The sequence below is a fragment of the uncultured Clostridium sp. genome, from assembly GCF_963527835.1.
Lineage (GTDB): Bacteria > Bacillota > Clostridia > Clostridiales > Clostridiaceae > Clostridium.
The window spans coordinates 38,211-55,362 of sequence record NZ_CAURTC010000024.1 but is presented as its reverse complement, the minus strand read 5'-3'; the positions used below and the strand labels follow the sequence as shown (position 1 = coordinate 55,362).

The 17,152-nt window shown below is 27.8% G+C and carries 15 protein-coding genes and 1 pseudogene; 8 read left to right on the top strand and 8 right to left on the bottom strand.

Annotation, left to right across the window (positions count from 1 at the left end; translation table 11 throughout):
* Positions 1-62: 62 nt before the first annotated feature.
* On the bottom strand, positions 63-806 hold the full coding sequence (locus tag RYM86_RS12095) for a MurR/RpiR family transcriptional regulator (protein ID WP_315080739.1): 744 nt from the start codon (positions 804-806) through the stop codon (positions 63-65).
* 183 nt (positions 807-989) lie between these two features.
* On the opposite strand from RYM86_RS12095, the gene RYM86_RS12090 reads away from it, so the two are divergent.
* From RYM86_RS12090 to fliB, 5 genes are all read left to right on the top strand, one after another.
* Positions 990-2,939: a fructose-specific PTS transporter subunit EIIC gene (locus RYM86_RS12090; protein WP_315080738.1), complete on the top strand. Its 1,950-nt coding sequence runs from the start codon at positions 990-992 to the stop codon at positions 2,937-2,939.
* An 82-nt stretch (positions 2,940-3,021) separates the two neighbouring features.
* Positions 3,022-5,628: a glycoside hydrolase family 38 C-terminal domain-containing protein gene (locus RYM86_RS12085; RefSeq protein ID WP_315080736.1), complete on the top strand. Its 2,607-nt coding sequence runs from the start codon at positions 3,022-3,024 to the stop codon at positions 5,626-5,628.
* A gap of 21 nt (positions 5,629-5,649) precedes the next feature.
* Positions 5,650-7,338, top strand: a complete 1,689-nt coding sequence (locus RYM86_RS12080; RefSeq protein ID WP_315080735.1) for a sugar phosphorylase — start codon at positions 5,650-5,652, stop codon at positions 7,336-7,338.
* A gap of 214 nt (positions 7,339-7,552) precedes the next feature.
* Entirely contained in the window at positions 7,553-8,032 is a 480-nt protein-coding gene (locus RYM86_RS12075) for a hypothetical protein (protein WP_315080734.1), read from the top strand.
* A gap of 23 nt (positions 8,033-8,055) precedes the next feature.
* On the top strand, positions 8,056-9,276 hold the full coding sequence (fliB, locus tag RYM86_RS12070; RefSeq protein WP_315080733.1) for a flagellin lysine-N-methylase: 1,221 nt from the start codon (positions 8,056-8,058) through the stop codon (positions 9,274-9,276).
* 86 nt (positions 9,277-9,362) lie between these two features.
* Here fliB and RYM86_RS12065 read toward each other — a convergent pair whose 3' ends face one another.
* The 5 genes from RYM86_RS12065 to RYM86_RS12045 form a co-directional block, all read right to left on the bottom strand.
* Positions 9,363-10,034: a hypothetical protein gene (locus RYM86_RS12065; protein WP_315080732.1), complete on the bottom strand. Its 672-nt coding sequence runs from the start codon at positions 10,032-10,034 to the stop codon at positions 9,363-9,365.
* A gap of 165 nt (positions 10,035-10,199) precedes the next feature.
* Positions 10,200-10,841, bottom strand: coding sequence for a DUF4489 domain-containing protein (locus RYM86_RS12060; RefSeq protein WP_315080731.1), 642 nt, complete (start codon positions 10,839-10,841; stop codon positions 10,200-10,202).
* Positions 10,842-11,080: 239 nt separating this feature from the next.
* Entirely contained in the window at positions 11,081-12,118 is a 1,038-nt protein-coding gene (locus RYM86_RS12055) for an alpha/beta hydrolase (RefSeq protein ID WP_315080730.1), read from the bottom strand.
* Between the two features lie 121 nt (positions 12,119-12,239).
* Positions 12,240-12,788, bottom strand: coding sequence for a spore coat protein (locus RYM86_RS12050; RefSeq protein ID WP_315080728.1), 549 nt, complete (start codon positions 12,786-12,788; stop codon positions 12,240-12,242).
* Positions 12,789-12,837: 49 nt separating this feature from the next.
* Positions 12,838-13,509 (bottom strand): manganese catalase family protein, encoded by a 672-nt coding sequence (locus tag RYM86_RS12045; RefSeq protein ID WP_315080744.1) that lies wholly within the window; start codon positions 13,507-13,509, stop codon positions 12,838-12,840.
* Between the two features lie 753 nt (positions 13,510-14,262).
* Here RYM86_RS12045 and RYM86_RS12040 point away from each other — a divergent pair.
* Both RYM86_RS12040 and RYM86_RS18520 read left to right on the top strand, forming a co-directional pair.
* Complete coding sequence (locus RYM86_RS12040) at positions 14,263-14,472, top strand: alpha/beta-type small acid-soluble spore protein (RefSeq protein ID WP_315080727.1); 210 nt, start codon at positions 14,263-14,265, stop codon at positions 14,470-14,472.
* A gap of 517 nt (positions 14,473-14,989) precedes the next feature.
* Entirely contained in the window at positions 14,990-15,136 is a 147-nt protein-coding gene (locus tag RYM86_RS18520) for a hypothetical protein (protein ID WP_399547705.1), read from the top strand.
* 176 nt (positions 15,137-15,312) lie between these two features.
* On the opposite strand, the gene greA is transcribed toward RYM86_RS18520, so the two are convergent.
* Both greA and RYM86_RS12025 read right to left on the bottom strand, forming a co-directional pair.
* Positions 15,313-15,777 (bottom strand): transcription elongation factor GreA, encoded by a 465-nt coding sequence (greA, locus tag RYM86_RS12030; protein ID WP_315080726.1) that lies wholly within the window; start codon positions 15,775-15,777, stop codon positions 15,313-15,315.
* A gap of 177 nt (positions 15,778-15,954) precedes the next feature.
* A pseudogene (locus RYM86_RS12025) lies at positions 15,955-16,082 on the bottom strand ((4Fe-4S)-binding protein); the annotation flags it as partial.
* Positions 16,083-16,164: 82 nt separating this feature from the next.
* Between RYM86_RS12025 and RYM86_RS12020 the strand changes: the two are divergent.
* Positions 16,165-16,881: a zinc dependent phospholipase C family protein gene (locus RYM86_RS12020; protein ID WP_315080725.1), complete on the top strand. Its 717-nt coding sequence runs from the start codon at positions 16,165-16,167 to the stop codon at positions 16,879-16,881.
* Positions 16,882-17,152: the final 271 nt, after the last annotated feature.

Sequence of the window (17,152 nt, the reverse complement as noted above, 5' to 3'; positions counted from 1 at the left end):
ACGGTGGTGTGAGAGGACGCTAAATAAAATAATTATTTAGCTCCTACTCGATTATGGGTATATTATTTAGTTTTATTGATATAATAAGCAAATATAACATCTAAAATTATTAAAAGAGTTGAACGAGGAGTAATATCATATCCATATAATGTGTTTTTTTCTGAATGTGTATTAATAGCGATATCCACAAACTTTGAAAGTGATGAGTCAGGGGTATTAACTATTGCTGCTGTTTTAAAATTTCGGTAACTTAGTTTTTCTGCAACTGTTGTTAATGTTGATGTATTTCCACTATTTGATATGAAAATAATTAGATCATCATGTGATGTACTTTTATCCAAAAGATCTATAATATGTGATTCATAAATGTAAAAGCTACTTTTATTAGCTTGCATTAAAAGCTTTGAAAAGTATTCTCCCATAGGTTTTGATAGGCCTACAGAAACAATTATTACTTTCTTTGCCTTATGAATAGCATCTACTAATTTATTAATATTTTTTATTGAAAGTTTATCTAAAGAGAGATTTATACTACTCTTTATTGTTCCAATATAATTGTCAATATTTGGCGTTAAGTTAGTATTCATATTTTTTAGTATATATTTTAATTCAGAATACCCTGATAAACCAAGATTTGTGCACATTCTAACTACAGTTGTAGTACTAACGTTATTTTCTTCAGCCATTCTTGTAAGAGAAAGTTTTTTAGCTTTTTCTAAATCAGAATTAATAAAGTAAAAAATATGTTTTTCAGCATAGGTTAAATTATTAAGTTTATCGGAAAAATAATTAATAAGGGTGCTCATATTAGTCCTCCCAATTTAAAGTGTAAGCTTATTATACTAAAGCTTTACATTAATTTCGACATTAAAAAGTAAAATTATACTTTTATCGTATAACAAAATTAAAAAAATATGTGTAATAATAAATTTGTAAAAGGTTTCAAAAGAAAAAATCGACTTACTTTATTAAATAAGGGGGAAGTACAAATGGATTTAAAGAAAATGACAAATGAAAAACTTGTTCTTTTAAATCAAACATGTAGAAATAAAGAAGAAGTTATTAAAAAATTAATTGAAAAATTATATGAAGAAAAAGTAATTACATCAAAAGAGGGATTTTTTGATGTGGTTATGGAAAGGGAAGCTCATTCTCCAACAGGATTAGAGAGAGGAGTAGCAATTCCACATGGTAAGTCGGAAATAGTTAAGAAGGCTGCTTTTGCTGTTGCAAGATTAGAAAAGCCATTAACTGATTGGGAAAGTGTTACTGACGATAATAATGTAGACTTAGTATTTTTATTAGCTATACCTAAGTCAGAAGAAGGATCTACTCATTTAAAATTATTAGCTGAATTATCTTCTGCTTTAATGTATGAAGATTTTACTACAAATATAAAAAATGCTAAGAATTCAAAACAATTATTAGAAGCTTTAGATTATAAGAAAGCTGATAATGAAGTAAAAGAATATAACAAAACTATTTTAGCTATAACAGCTTGTGCAGCAGGTATTGCTCATACATATATGTCTGCTGAAGCTTTAGAAAAAGCAGGTAAGGAAATGGGAGTTAGAGTTCTTGTTGAAAAGCAAGGAGCTAATGGAATTGAAGATAAGCACAAAGTAGCGGATATTAAAAATGCTGATGGAGTTATTTTTGCTTGTGACATAGCCGCTAAAAATGTAGAAAGATATAATGGAAAAAACTTTATAAAAGTTAAAGTTGCAGAACCACTAAAGGATTCTAAGGCATTAATAGAAAGAGTTTTAAATAATCCAGATGGAAAAGTTAAAGGTGATGTTCAAGAAGCATCAGCAGAGAGTGATAAGCCAAAAGGTTTATTCTCAGAAATGATGGAAGCTATAATGACAGGGATTTCATATATGATTCCAGTTATTGTTGCTGCAGGTTTGATGATGGGTATTGCAAAGCTTTGGGCAATGGGAATCGGTCAAATTGATAACTTAGGTACTTTTGCAGAAAGTACAAATCAATTACATGTATTCCTTCATTATTTAGATAAGTTTGGTGGATTAATATTTAAGTTTATTTACCCAATATTTGCTGCATACGTTGCTTATTCAATAGCTGATAGACCAGGTATTGTACCAGGGCTTATAGGTGGTGTATTTGCAGGTGGTTTACATTTCACATTCTGGGGAGTTAAAGATGGGATTCCTTCTGGTTTCTTAGGTGCATTAGTTTTAGGTTTAGTTGCAGGTTACTTAACAAGATTTTTAAATCAAAAAATTAAGTTATCAAAAAATTTACAAGCTATGAAGCCAATGTTTTTATTACCAGGTATCTCAGTTTTAGTAATATTTATTTTAAACTTTTATGTTGTTGATCCAGTATTTGGTGGGCTAAATGGATGGTTATCAAACATGATAGCATCATTTGATACAGGAAGTACTATGATGTTAACAGCAGTAATTGCAGCATGTACAGCATTTGACTTAGGTGGACCAGTTAACAAAGCAGCAGGTGCTATTGCAATAGGACTTGCGGCAGATTCGATTTTTCCACTAACAGGTAGAGTATTAGCAATTGTAATACCTCCAATTGGTTTAGGATTGGCTACAGTACTTGATAAGTTTGTTGTTAAGAGAAGAGTATTCGATGAAAATTTAAGAGTTGTTGGTAACACTTCAATTTTACTTGGATTTATTGCAGTAAGCGAAGGTGCAATTCCATTTATGTTAAAGAACCCATTAATAACAATTCCAATAAACATTCTTGGAGCAATATTAGGTTCTTGTACAGCTGTTGCATTAGGAGCAGTACAATGGAATCCATTACCAGCAATTTGGGGATGGCCTTTAGTTGAAAATCTTTGGGCATATATTTTAGGTCTTTTAGTTGGTGTATTATTCATAGCTTTAGCTAACATCTTTATAAGATTCTACATTATAAAAAGAGAAGAAAAGAGAAATGCTTAATTAATTAAAAAAATAGAGAACTAAAAGCTATTTATGATAGTTTTTAGTTCCTTCATTAATAAGATATTTCAGGAGGATTACAATGATTAAAAAAAAGGTATATGTTGTACCACATTCTCATTGGGATAGAGAATGGTACTTTTCAATAGAGGATTCCAATGTACTACTTAGCGAAAATATACCATATCTTATGGATGTTTTAGAAGGAGATAAAGAATTTAGTTCCTACACTTTTGATGCACAATTATCAATAGTTGAAGAGTATTTGAAATTGTATCCAGAAGATAGGGAGAGATTAGAGAAATTAATTAAAGATAAGAGAATCTTTGTTGGACCTTGGTATACACAAACTGATTCTCTATTGGTAAATAAAGAATCTATAGTTAGAAATTTATTATATGGGACAAGATTAGGTGACAAGTATGGAAATTCTATGAAAATAGGATATTTACCAGATATATTTGGACAAAATCAATATCTTCCTTCAATCTTAAAAGGATTTGGTATAGAGGATAGTGTACTTCAAAGAGGGATTTATACAGAGGAGTTAAATGGAAACTTAAACTTTACATGGACTTCACCAGATGGAGAAAAAGTAAATGCAAATAATATTTTCTTAGGATATGGACCAGGAAAGTTCCTAGATTCTGATGATAAATATATAGAAGAGAAATTATTCCCTATGCTTGAAAAATTAGAAGGTTTAAATAAAGACTCAAATAATATTTTACTACCAGCAGGTGGAGACCAAGTTTTAGTAAGAAAAAGATTCCCTGCTATAGTAAAAGAGCTTAATGAAAAGCAAGATAAATATGAGTTTATTCTTTCAGACTATGAAGAATTTATGAAAGATACTTGGACAAATAAAAACTTTGAAAATGAAATTAATGGTGAGTTAATTGCTTGTCAAAAATCAAGAATACATAACACAATAAAATCTCAAAGATATGATATTAAAAAAGGTAACTATGATGTAGAAAATAAAATTCTTTACATCCTAGAACCATTAGCAACAATAGGAAAATCTTTAGGGCTTAAGTATCCTACACCATGGATTGATACTATGTGGAAGCTTTTGTTTGATGTTCATGCACATGATAGTATTGGCGGATGTAATTCAGATGAAACTAATAAAGAAATAATAAATAGAATTGAAAAAGTAGATAGAATTGCTTCAGATTTAGTTAACATAATTAAAAAGCAAATTACTAATGCTGTTTCTAAAAAGCTTAAAAAAGATAATATAGTGTTAATCTTTAATACGAAAGTTAAAAATTCTAGAGAAAATGTAAAGACAGTAATATTTACAAATAATAATACTTTTGAAGTTATAGACTTAAATGGAGAAAAAGTAGAGTTTAGCTTAATTAAAAGTGAATATTTAAGTGGCGGAAAACAAGTAGTTGTAACAGCAGAAGGTGAAAAAGAAATTGAACTTCTAGGTTATTATAGAAGTGAAATATTAATTAAAAACATGGAATTACCTGCAATTGGGTATAAGACTTTATTAATTAATGAAGTAGAGAAAATGGAAGAAGATATCTTAATGGTGCAAGCTTCAAATCATATTGAAAATGAAGTGTTTAAAGTAGATGTTGAAGCTGGAGTAATATCTATCTTAAATAAAATAACTGGTGAAAAAACTATAAATGCATTGTATTTTGAAGAAGATGAAGATGCAGGAGATTCATATGACTTCTCGCCAACTGAAGATGGAAAATTAAGTGTGATTAATGAATTTGAAGTTTTAGAAGTGAAAAAATCTAAAGCAATTCAAATAATGGAGCTACAACATAAAAAGGGTGAAAGAAAAGTTGAAACTGTGATAGAACTTAGATTAGGTGAAGAATTTATTAGAGTAAATCACAAAATCAATAATACTATAGAAAATCATAGAGTAAGAGTAGTTTTAAATACAGGAATTAATAGCAAATCATCTTTAAGTGATGAAGGTTATTCATTAATAGAAAGAAATAATGAAAATAAATACATTAATACTTGGAGAGAAGACGGGTTTGCTGAGGCACCAGTTCCAGTTTATGCTTTAGAAAATATTGTTTCTTTAAAGGAAGAAGATAAATTATACACAGTAATGGCTAAGGGGATAAAGGAATATGAAGTGTTAGAGGATTCTAAGATTGCGTTAACTTTATTTAGAAGTGTTGGTTTATTAGGAAGAGATAATCTTTTATGGAGACCAGGTAGAGCATCAGGAATTAATAATAAAGTAGTGTACACTAAAGATGCACAAATGCTTAAAGAAATGTCATTTGAATATGCTATAACACTTGGAAGAATTAAAAATGATTTTGAAAACAAATTATTTAATACTTTAGATAAATATTTAGATAGATATACAAGTTATCAACTTCAAAAGTTAAATCTATTCGAAGAGAGAGTAGAAAGATTTGAAATTCCATTAAATCTAAAGAATATAAATGATGAATATTCACTATTCTCAATAGACAACAAATACGCAATTCAAAGTGTGTTAAAGGAAAGTTATGAAAAAGATGGTTTTATATTAAGATTATTTAATCCAGGAGAAAAAGAAATTAAGGTTAATTTAACTAAAGAAAATGGAAAGAATATTTTCTTAACTAATTTGTATGAAAGAGTTTTAGAAGAGGTTAAGGATGAAGTAGTAATTAAACCAAGAGGATATGTAACTATAAAGATGATTTTATAGGAAGTTTGGAGGTAAGCTGTTATGAATAGAGTAGAGTTAATTAACTCAGTTATAGATAAAATAAAATTTATTTATGGTGAAAACTATAAAGAAGAATATAAAGAGGAATTTGATAAATTAGTAAGCAAGTGGGAAAATGAAGAGTTTAATAAGGCTGATGAAGTGTCAGAAAAAAATGTTTATTTAATTACTTATGGGGATTCAATTTATGAAGAGGATGTACCTACAATACAAACTTTAAATAAGTTTTTAAAGGAAGAGGTAAAGGACACAATTACAGATGTTCATATACTTCCAATGTTTACTTACACTTCAGATGATGGATTTTCAGTAGTTGATTATATGGAGATAGATAAAAATCTTGGAAATTGGGAAGATATAAATACTTTATCAAAGGATTACAGATTAATGTATGATTTTGTTGCAAACCATATATCAAAAAGCAGTAGCTGGTTTAAAGGTTATTTAAACAATGAAAAAAAATATGCAGAGTATTTTATAAAGGAAGATAAAAGTTTTGATACTAAAAATGTTGTTAGGCCAAGAACATCACCTTTATTCCATGAATATGAAGGTAAAGATGGGGTTAAAACTGCTTGGACAACATTCAGTGAGGATCAAATAGATGTTAATATAAAGTATTTCCCATTGTTTATTGAAATGACAGATATTTTATTAAACTATGCTAAAAATGGAGCAACATCAATAAGATTAGATGCTATAGGATTCTTATGGAAGGAGTCAGGCACAAATTGTATGCATTTACCTGAAACTCATAAGATTATAGAAATATGGAGATTATTATTAGATTACTTTAAGAAAAATACTCAAATAATCACAGAAACTAATGTGCCACATGTTGAAAATATAAGTTACTTTGGGAATAAAAGCAATGAAGCTCACATGGTCTATCAATTTACATTACCTCCATTAGTGCTTTATACACTAACTACTCATAATTCAAAAAAGCTTACTGACTGGGCAAAAACTATAGATAGGGTTTCAGAAAATGCTACATACTTTAACTTCTTATCAAGCCATGATGGAATAGGTATGAGACCAACAGAAGGCATTCTTACTGAAGATGAAAAGCAAGTTTTAGTTGATAAAGTAGTTGAAAATGGTGGAAGAGTTTCATATAAGAATAATACAGATGGGACAAAATCAGTATATGAATTAAACATAAATTACAATGATGCTCTTATTAACAAAAATGAAGATATATCTACTGAAACACAAGTAGATAAAATTATAGCTTCCAATGCAATTCTTTTAAGTTGTGTTGGTGTACCAGCTATTTATTATCATTCATTATTAGGATCAAGAAATGATTATAAAGGATTAGAAGAATCAGGAATAAACAGAAGAATCAATAGAGAAAAATTAGAGTACACTAAAATTTCAAAGGATTTAGAAGTAGATGAAAGAAGAAATGCCATATTCTCTAGAATTAAAAAATTAATTGCTTTAAGAAAAGAAGAATCAGCATTCTCACCATTTGCAATGCAAAAAGCTTTAAATTTAGGCGAAAATATATTTGCATTAGAAAGATTTAATGAAAAAACAGATGAAAAGATCACTTTAATTTTAAATGTTGATAGTAAAGAAGCTAATGTTTATTGTAATATTACAGGCGTAGATAAGGTTACAGGACGAAAAATAGATGGTAATATCATCTTAAAACCTTATGAATTTGTATGGATAAAATAAGGCATTGGGTATAAGAATCATGAATTTAAAATAATGCCATTATGGTTTAAGGAGCAAGAAATGTATCTAATTAAATAGCCAATGGACTGTACTCACAATAAAACAATACAGATAGTAAAGTAGCATTAATACCTAGAAATATTAGTGCTACTTTTTATATTTATGATATACTTATTTTATAAAAGTAATATATGTTGGGAGGTGCTTTAAGTTTATGAAATACCCAATAGATGTTAAGAATTTTCAAGATACTATCTATAATATTGTGGGGATTGATTCAATTGAAAGTGGAGTTTGTGACTTAGAAGGTGTAGATTCTGATTTGGTATTAACTACAGATTATGCACATTTACCAATTGCAGCTATTTTAAGAACAAATGGTGGATTTGAAAATGAACTACTAGTGCAATTTAGATTTACAATTGAAAAATCAAAAGAAGGTTTAGAGGCATTAGAGTTTATTGCTTGGTTTGTTAGAGATTATGCAAGAGATAAAACTAGAATACAACTAACACCATTTGCCATGCTGCCACAAACACCTAATGGAAGACAACTTGGAAATACATTAAGATTTCATATAGATTTATTTGTAGAGAATGTTCATGATTCTTTAGATCCAGTTTTAAAGGAAGTAAAGCAACTTAATAAAACATTAAGTATGGCAATAAAATTATATAATATTAAAGTTAAATAATAAATTAGATAAGGAAGAAAGTAATGGAAAGAAAGATAAATATGAGATATCCAATGTATCTTAAAGAGTTTAAGTGTATAGGTGGAAGCTGCGAAGATAGCTGTTGTATTGGCTGGGATGTAGATATCGATAAAACTACATTTAAACAATATTACAAAGTTCAAGATCAAGAAATGAGAAAAATGTTTCAAAAGAATGTTCATAATAATACTGGTTACTGTTGTGATGACATAGATTATGGAAAAGTAAAATTAAAAAAAGGAAAAAGATGTCCATTTTTAGATGATGAAAATTACTGTATAATTCATTCTAAGTTAGGTGAAGAATATCTTTCAAATGTATGCACATCTTTTCCTAGAATTACAAATAGAATAGATGGATATTATGAAATGTCCCTTGATGTGGCATGTCCTGAAGCTGCAAGAACCCTTTTATTAAAAAAAGAGGGGATTGAATTTAAAGAGAGCCAAGAAACTTTAGGAAAACATATTTTATCAAGTAATATCGATACAAAATCTAAAGAGTTTAAGGATTCACCTGTAAAGTATTTTAAAGAAATTAGAGATTTAAGTATTAAGATAATAAAAAATAGAAAGTTTGATTTAAGCGAAAGACTTTATATTTTAGGAGAATTTTTAGAAAAATTAGAAGAAGAACTTGATTATAATTTTAGTAATGTACATAAATTTATAAAGGGATATAATATAAATTCAATTGATGATTCATATGAAAAAAATAACATGAATTATATTCTTCAAGTTTCATTTTTTAAGAAGATGGTAGATGACTTAAATGTATTTAAAGAAATTGATAGTGAGACTTTTAAAGAGTATACTAAAGAACTTATAGAGGGATTTAAATTTGATGAAGTAAAGGATGTAACTAAGAATTCAGAATTTTATATAAGTGCATTTGAAGATTATATTGAAAAATTTATAAATACTCATAGCTATATTTTTGAAAATTATCTTGTTAATTTTATGTATAAGAATTTATTCCCATTTTCAGAAACAGAAAGTGTATTTGATGGCTATATAATGCTTCTAACAAGATATTCATTTTTGAGATTCTACTTAGTTGGTAGATATCTAAATAATAAAGTGGATTTACCAAATGATATAGTTAAGCTTATTCAAGTATTCACTAAAACAACAGAACATCATAAAACATATTTATTTGATACATTAAATCATATAAAACAAAATGAATTTGATAATTTAGAATTTGCAAAAACATTACTGTAGATTAAAAATATACTTTAAATGCTTATCAGCATTGTTTAGAAAATCTCTTGTAATAAATAAGAGCTACTGTAATTTTGCAGTAGCTTTTATTGAAAAATATTTGACATATAATCAGCAATTAAGCCTCTATCTTTATTAAATCCTACAACATATAAATCTTTACAATTAGATCCACTATATTTAAAGTGTGGAGAGTTTTTATTTAATAATGCAAAATTACCATCAGGTTCTGGAATGAATACATTTTGAACTTGAGATAAGTAAATTTTAATAGATAAAATAATTGCATTTACAGAATCATCAGTTAGTGCTGAATAAGAACTATCAGACACTTTAACATGCTCTATAGTATATTTTATAGGTTGAATCTTATGTTTATTTAAAATATTTGTTTTATCAGTAGATAAATTAGGGTTGTGTAGAAAATTTATATTTAATACTTTGTTTATAGGTATCTTTATACTAGTACATTTAATAGATGATTTAGCATCACGCATATCTGAATATTCAATTTTTTTAATAAAAACACCATGAATTATCAATTGTTTATTTTTATTTAATAAAATATTATCTATAATTACTCTATTACTATCACGGCTATTATCATTTAAGTTAATATAATTATTAGATTTAAGTTTAAAAAATAATGGGAAAGAAAATTCAAAATAAGTTAAGATTATTGGTATTTTAGCAACTAATGAACCAGGTTTACCCATAGGAACATAGTAATCATAATTAATATCATTATAATTTTTCATTTAATACCTCTTTTTAAAATTGATATAAAAATGGGTGCCTCAAAATATTCTTTTAAACAACACATAGTTAAAGATATACAATTGTTTAATACTATGTGCTGCAATTGATTTTAATTTTGAGACAATCCATATTTACTATTTAATGTTTAGATTAGATTTAGCATATTAGCATAGATCTTCTACTGCAAGTGCTGTTAAAGTAGCATTATTGATGGAAGCACCAAGAGCTATAACCACATCTATTGGAGCAAATTCCACAGTATAGGTTACACAGTCATCACATGGTGAGGTATCACAAACTTGGAATGTGAATGATTGAGTTTCTACAAGCTCTGCAACGTCTGAGAAACTATGAGTTCCACAAATATATTCACAACATCCTCTTTTATCAGTCTTTTTAATAAAGAAATTTAATCTTAAGGCAACGTCAATAACAGATTTTATTTCACAAGTGAAAGTTAAAAGAGTTTTTGGGCGTTTTAATTTACAAGTATCAATAGTAACACTAGCAATAGGTATTCGTCTAAAAGTACCTAAAGTGTTATTACCTACTATAGGAATTTCTGCTGAACCACCACAACCACATTTTAAAATAGCTTTTCCAGGTTCTTGTCTTTCATGTCTTTCACATCTGTCAGATCTGTCACTTCTTCTGTCAGATCTGTCGCTTCTATCAGACCTGTCGCTTCTATCAGATCTGTCACTTCTTCTGTCAGATCTTTCACATCTGTCAGATCTGTCACTTGATCTTTCATTTCTTGAAAAACAATTGCAATCTGATAATCCAAATTCATCCATAATATTCATTTATATCGCTCCTATCTTATCGTAAGTTTATTTGTAATATATAATATGAATAGATATAAAAAAGTGTTACCCACAAAAAGATGGCACTGAAAAACTTTTAGTTTTTCAAGTGTGGATTACTTAAAAGTCAAAAAAGAGTTAATAAAACTAAGAAATTTTAGTTTTATTAACTCTTTTTCTTTATGCACAATGGACGATATATAGTATGCTCAGATATTTAAAAAAATATATGTTTATTATTATTTTTGTTTTTGAAACTCATTTTTGAGATATGAAGAAATTTGATTTAATGCTTCATCTGCCTTATCCGTAATCTTATCCATTGTAATAAACCCATGAGTAACACCATTAAATCCTATAACCTCAGATTGAATCCCTGTTTCCTTTAATTTATTTCCATAAGCTTCTCCTTCATCTCTAAGAGGATCAATTTCTGCTGTTATTACAAGTGTATTTGGCAATTTATTAAAGTCCTTAGCTAAAAGAGGAGATATATATGGATTTTTTCTACCTTCTTTTTGTGGTGCATATAATGAAATGTATTTTTCCATTTCTTCTTTTGAAATATTGAAATCCTTAGAAAAGTCAGACCAAGATTGAGTATTCAATTCATATATGTTTGTGGAAGGATATATTAATACCTGACAAGTTATGTGAGGGCCATTTTTATCTTTTGACATTAAGGAAACTGCTGCTGAAAGGTTTCCACCGGCACTATCTCCAGCAATAGCTATGTGACTTTCATTTCCATTTATACTTTTTGCATTTTTATAAGTCCATTGTAGTACATTATATACATCATTAAGTCCAACAGGAAAAGGGTTTTCTGGAGCAAGACGATAGTCTACAGATAGAACAATTGCTTTTGTATTTTGTGAAAGCTTTCTGCAAACATTGTCATGAGTATCAAGATTTCCTGCAATCCAGCTACCACCATGTGAATAAATAATTATAGGCAATATTTGTCCATCTTCAGGTGTATATATTCGCACTGGTATTTTTTCGGAGTTTACATTTATAGTAATGTTTTTTATATTTGAAAAGGGTACAGGCTTCTTAGATAATTTAGTAGCATCCCTATTTAAGCGTGTTCTAATTTTTTCTATTGATTCACCGTTCATTGATTTAGGATTAAGGATTTTGTCTAATTCTAAATTTACTGCAACATATGTATTAAGTTTACCATCACTTGTTTCAGTTAAGGTTTTTATAATAAAAACGCCTGTTATAATAAATGCAAATATAACAACTAATACAATTTTATTTTTCTTTTTCATATTATTTACCTCCATTAATTATAATGACTGTACTGATACGTTTATATGTAAAATAAAGAGTATCCATAAAATACAGATACTCTTTAGAAATAAAATCTATAATTGCTATAGAAAATTTATTTTATTGTGGTACTACATTGAAGATAGCTCCAGTTGCATCTATTTCTGTTTGTGGTGCTGGAGATAAAGCATAAAAGCCATTTTTAACCATCCATTGATATACTTCATACGCATGATTACAACTCATTGTAAATGCATCCTTTAAGAATTCTCGAAGTTCTGGATTACTTGCTTCCATAGCACTCCATGCATATTCTCTTCCAGCTCTTTTTAACGTTAAAAGATATCCCGTAGCTATTTCCCTGTCATTTAATTGTTGTATATCTGTTCTAGGAGTAACTGGAATTGTTGCAACTGGTGCTTTAGTAAAGTCTTGTAGAATTTTCTTTAACTGTGGTACATTTAGTTTTTCTGTAGGTGCAGTTGCTTCTTTAACAAATTTAACTTTCATATTATAGTCTTGAACATGAACTGGAAAATGATTTTCAATAATAGATTTTAATTCTGAATCGGTAACTATACTTTTATACAGTGCCATATTAGTTATAGAATTTACGCAGCTTAAAATTAATTCACTTAAATTATGTAATTCACCACATGATAATTGCATGATATTCTTCCTCCTGTTAATTAAATATTTTACATAGTAATATTAAACTTTATTTTCTAGGATTTTCAAATGAAGGTGGTGTTGGATCTGGAGCATTTTGTGCTGGTCCAGGTGTAGATAAATCAAAATAAAGTTTAGAATCTTGAGTAACACCAAAATCTTTATTTGAACCAGTATTCTGTACTTTATTTAAGGCTTCTCTAAATAATGCATTATGAGCTTCTTCTCTATTAAGTAAGAAATCAATTGTTGCTCTAACTTCTTTGTCTTCAATTTGACGATACAAATACTCGTATACAACTTTAGCTCTTTGTTCAGATGCTATATTAGATAATAAATCTGCAACTAAATCACCAGTAACAGTTACATAATCTGCTGTCCAAGGTGCTCCAGATGAATTAATTAATACAGGAGATAATCCACATTGTACATGGGTTTGAATTTCACCACTAGTAACTTGTGTATTATTTACATCATGACCATTTAGCAAGTTTATTGTTTGTGCGACCATTTCCATATGGCTAAGTTCTTCTGCGCCAATATCCAAAAATAAATCTTTTATTTCTGGGTCTTTTATCCTAAAGCTTTGAGAAAGATATTGCATTGCTGCTTTAACTTCTCCATTGCCTCCACCTAATTGTTCCTGCATTAATACTGCATATTGTGAATTCGGTCTTTCAACTTTTACTTCATGTAATAATTGTTTTTTATGCTCAAAAATTAAAAACACCTCCAAGTAATAAATTTTACTTTTATAGTATTTGTTTTATTATTATTAATATTCATGAAAACATCAAAATAAATGAGATGATTTCAAATACAAAGTTGATTGCATAATTAAAAAGTTGTAATAAGCAACCCAAAGAGAAAAACCATAAATTGCACCTTCATCACTTCCGTACCCACAGGTAATGCGGTATGAAGATTTAAAGGTATGATTTAGGCGCTTACAATTACAATTGCACATTGTCAATGTAACAAATCTCCTTTTTATATTCTCTTATAGAAATTGGCTTGTGTATATTATTTACTATATATCAGATATCATCTGCATTTGCTTCTTTACATACAGCCATATTACATCTTGTTCAGCATATCTATCAAATGCATTAGATAAGCCATCTTTCCTAATTCTTTTGAACTTGGAAGATAAAGTTTTTTACTTTTTCAATATTAGAAGCACTGGGTTCTGATGAATGTATTTCGGGTATTTCTTCTTCAGGATAATCACCTTGGATTTGATTATAAGGTACTTTTTATTTACAACAGAATCAATTCTAAGATAATAATTTTAAATTTATTAGTAGACTCTAATATCTTAAAGTCAAAATATAGTTAAAATATATATAAATGAGGTTATTATTAATAGTTATACTAATATTTACATGGGTTATTCTTTATTATAGTGGTTAAGATATTATTGCCGGCAAATAATAAATAATAAATAATAAACATTTTGAGGAGGTAGATTTATATGTCATCAAATAACAATGGAAGTAATAGAACTTTAGTACCAGAAGCAAGACAAGGTTTAAACAGATTAAAAGCTGAGGTTGCATCTGAAGTTGGATTAAATGACTATGAAAATCAAGATAAAGGAAACCTTTCTTCAAGACAAAATGGAAGTGTTGGTGGTAACATGGTTAAACACATGATTGAAAGCTACGAACAAGGACTTAAATAATAAGTACATAAATAATAATAAATGCACTAAGCATCGTCTTAGTGCATTTAAAATTCATGTTTAGAGAACTTTTAATAGTTGGAATCTAATATTAAAAATAATTAATATAAAAATCTTATTATTAGAAAAATGAATTTGCCATAATTTTATTATATAATTATATAGAGATTATAAATTGTTTTTTATGATTTTAGGTGTATTTTATTATAAAAGGACATGATATATGAGAGGGCACTGAAAAACTTTTAGTTTTTCAAGTGCGAATTACTTAAAAGTCAAAAAAGAGTTAACGAAACTAAGAAACTTTAGTTACATTAACTCTTTTTCTTTAATTATTACTTAAACTAAAGGGGATTAGAATATGGGAAAAAAAGTAATTGGTATATTAGGTAGTCCTAAAAAGAATGGAAAAGTTGCTTAGGTTTTAAATATAATTTTAGATGAATACAAATCAAAAGGGGATTGTATTTCAACAATAAATTTATATAATTATAATATCAATTATTGTACAGGCTGTATGAAATGCAGAAGTACTGGACGTTGTATAATAAATGATGACTTAAATGATTTGGCAAATGAAATAGTTTCAAATGATGTAATAATTTTAGGAGCACCTACTTATTGGGCAAATGTGCCTGTTATAGTAAAAATAAAAAACAAATAGTGCAATTTGAACAGCCCCCCTGTCTACTTAACTGGGGGCTGTTCATAATACTTTTATAAGTATTGTCGCGGATTTATATAATTGAATAAATATATAGTATATTCAATTAATATATAACGGATTTGTGATATTAAGAATAGTAGTCGAATATAGACTTTAGTGAAAAACGATAATTGCTATAATATTTTCATAATTTCTACTTTGTAATTTTCTCCAGGAGCATTGACTTCAACTATATCTCCTTGCTTTTTGCCTGTTAATGCTTTGCCTAAATCTGACTCTATACTTATACGCATAGCTTCAGGGTCTAAATCCATAGTAGTTACTAATGTTATAATAGCTTCATCTTCATCCTCTATAAATTTAATTTTAGCTTTACTGTTAATTCCAAGCACTGATTTATCTATAGTTTCACTATCTATGATAGTTGCTGTTGAAATCATATTCATTAAATATTGTATTCTATTATCATTTTCTCTATAGTTTGCACAAGCTTCTTTATATTCTGCATTTTCTGATCTATCACCATGTGCAGCAGCTACTAATTTTTCCTTTGCTATTTCAGCTCTTTTTACTGTTAGTCTATAGTCTAATTCTTCTCTTAAATTTTTCATATTTTCTTCTGTCAGTTGATTATTCATAAAAATAAACCTCCCATGAAATACATTATGTATATTATTATATAATATATAAGAAAAAATAAAAGGTAATTTATTTAGTATGCATTAGTTTCATGTTATTTTAAGATAGTTGTTAAAAGAAACTCTTATGAAATTATTTGGAGTATATGTAATTTAAAGTTTAATACATAGTACATTTTTTACACAGTTATTAGCACATCCCACTATTCCTATTTACATTTATGTGGAGTATTAGTTCAAAAGTATCTGTTTTCTAATATTCTACAAATTTCTTGGGTATTGATATTTCCATGAAGGCATACAGTTCATTCACATGCAACATGAATAATAGTCAAATATATGTTTATAATAATTTAGATTATAAATATATTCATAGGGATGATAATTATGAAAGTTTTAGAAAAATCATATTCATACGTATTTAAAAAAATACTGAAAACTGTAAATCCTGTAAAGAAGAGAATAATGAAAGCTGAGTGTATAGTTCATAAATTTATAAATACTCAGTCTTTAATAGTATTAAAAAATGATGGATATATGGAAGCTTATAAACTTGTGAAATCATATATAAGTGATATTAATGCTGGAGTAGTTTGGGCTGATCAGGATTTAAAAAGCAGTAATCATTTTTATAATCCACATAGAAACAAGGGATTATACGGTAGTAGTGATGCAAAAAAAGAATGCATATCTTACTATACTAGAGCATTAAATGAATATTTCCATGGTAACATTAAAGATTCAATGTTCTATTTAGGTGTTGCTTGTCATTTAATTCAAGACTTGACAGTTCCTCAGCATGCTAATGTTAACTTATTAAATAATCATAAAAGTTATGAAAATTGGGTAATTAGAACCCATAGACATCATGATGAGTTTAAAATCGAAAAAGGGGGAATATATTTTAATTCCTTAAAACAATATATTGATTTTAATAGCAAAGAAGCCATAAATATATACAGAAAGCATTCCCATGTGCAAAATAGGAAAGTTAGGTTTCACATAATTACTTCAAAGGTCTTAACAATGGCTCAAGCTACTACCGCTGGTTTGATGTTTAAGTTCTATAAAGATATACAAAAAAATCAAACCTCTTATAGCTAAAGAACATAAAAAGCACTTTGAAAATATATAAGTAAGTTTTTGTAGTAAATATATTGGCTTTTCTAATTTTTTAGAATTTAGATAGCATCATAAGCAGAAATAATAGTCTTTATAACGTAAAAAATAATCATGAACTTATTATTAATGTAATAGAAAATTATTATAACTCTTAAGTTTAATAAGAATGGTAATTTTGCACAATATCATTGGTGAAGTAAAGATTCAATAATGGAGTAACATCAGAAAAAAGTAGTCCCAAAGGGCTACTTTT

What these genes read in the sequence shown, in the direction of transcription:
- RYM86_RS12065 (WP_315080732.1), bottom strand. Translation starts at nt 10,034, where the DNA reads ATGAAAAATTATAATGATATTAATTATGATTACTATGTTCCTATGGGT.
- RYM86_RS12040 (WP_315080727.1), top strand. Translation starts at nt 14,263, where the DNA reads ATGTCATCAAATAACAATGGAAGTAATAGAACTTTAGTACCAGAAGCA.
- RYM86_RS12090 (WP_315080738.1), top strand. Translation starts at nt 990, where the DNA reads ATGGATTTAAAGAAAATGACAAATGAAAAACTTGTTCTTTTAAATCAA.
- fliB (WP_315080733.1), top strand. Translation starts at nt 8,056, where the DNA reads ATGGAAAGAAAGATAAATATGAGATATCCAATGTATCTTAAAGAGTTT.
- RYM86_RS12055 (WP_315080730.1), bottom strand. Translation starts at nt 12,118, where the DNA reads ATGAAAAAGAAAAATAAAATTGTATTAGTTGTTATATTTGCATTTATT.
- RYM86_RS12085 (WP_315080736.1), top strand. Translation starts at nt 3,022, where the DNA reads ATGATTAAAAAAAAGGTATATGTTGTACCACATTCTCATTGGGATAGA.
- RYM86_RS12020 (WP_315080725.1), top strand. Translation starts at nt 16,165, where the DNA reads ATGAAAGTTTTAGAAAAATCATATTCATACGTATTTAAAAAAATACTG.
- RYM86_RS18520 (WP_399547705.1), top strand. Translation starts at nt 14,990, where the DNA reads ATGAAATGCAGAAGTACTGGACGTTGTATAATAAATGATGACTTAAAT.
- RYM86_RS12095 (WP_315080739.1), bottom strand. Translation starts at nt 806, where the DNA reads ATGAGCACCCTTATTAATTATTTTTCCGATAAACTTAATAATTTAACC.
- RYM86_RS12050 (WP_315080728.1), bottom strand. Translation starts at nt 12,788, where the DNA reads ATGCAATTATCATGTGGTGAATTACATAATTTAAGTGAATTAATTTTA.
- RYM86_RS12060 (WP_315080731.1), bottom strand. Translation starts at nt 10,841, where the DNA reads ATGAATATTATGGATGAATTTGGATTATCAGATTGCAATTGTTTTTCA.
- RYM86_RS12080 (WP_315080735.1), top strand. Translation starts at nt 5,650, where the DNA reads ATGAATAGAGTAGAGTTAATTAACTCAGTTATAGATAAAATAAAATTT.
- RYM86_RS12075 (WP_315080734.1), top strand. Translation starts at nt 7,553, where the DNA reads ATGAAATACCCAATAGATGTTAAGAATTTTCAAGATACTATCTATAAT.
- greA (WP_315080726.1), bottom strand. Translation starts at nt 15,777, where the DNA reads ATGAATAATCAACTGACAGAAGAAAATATGAAAAATTTAAGAGAAGAA.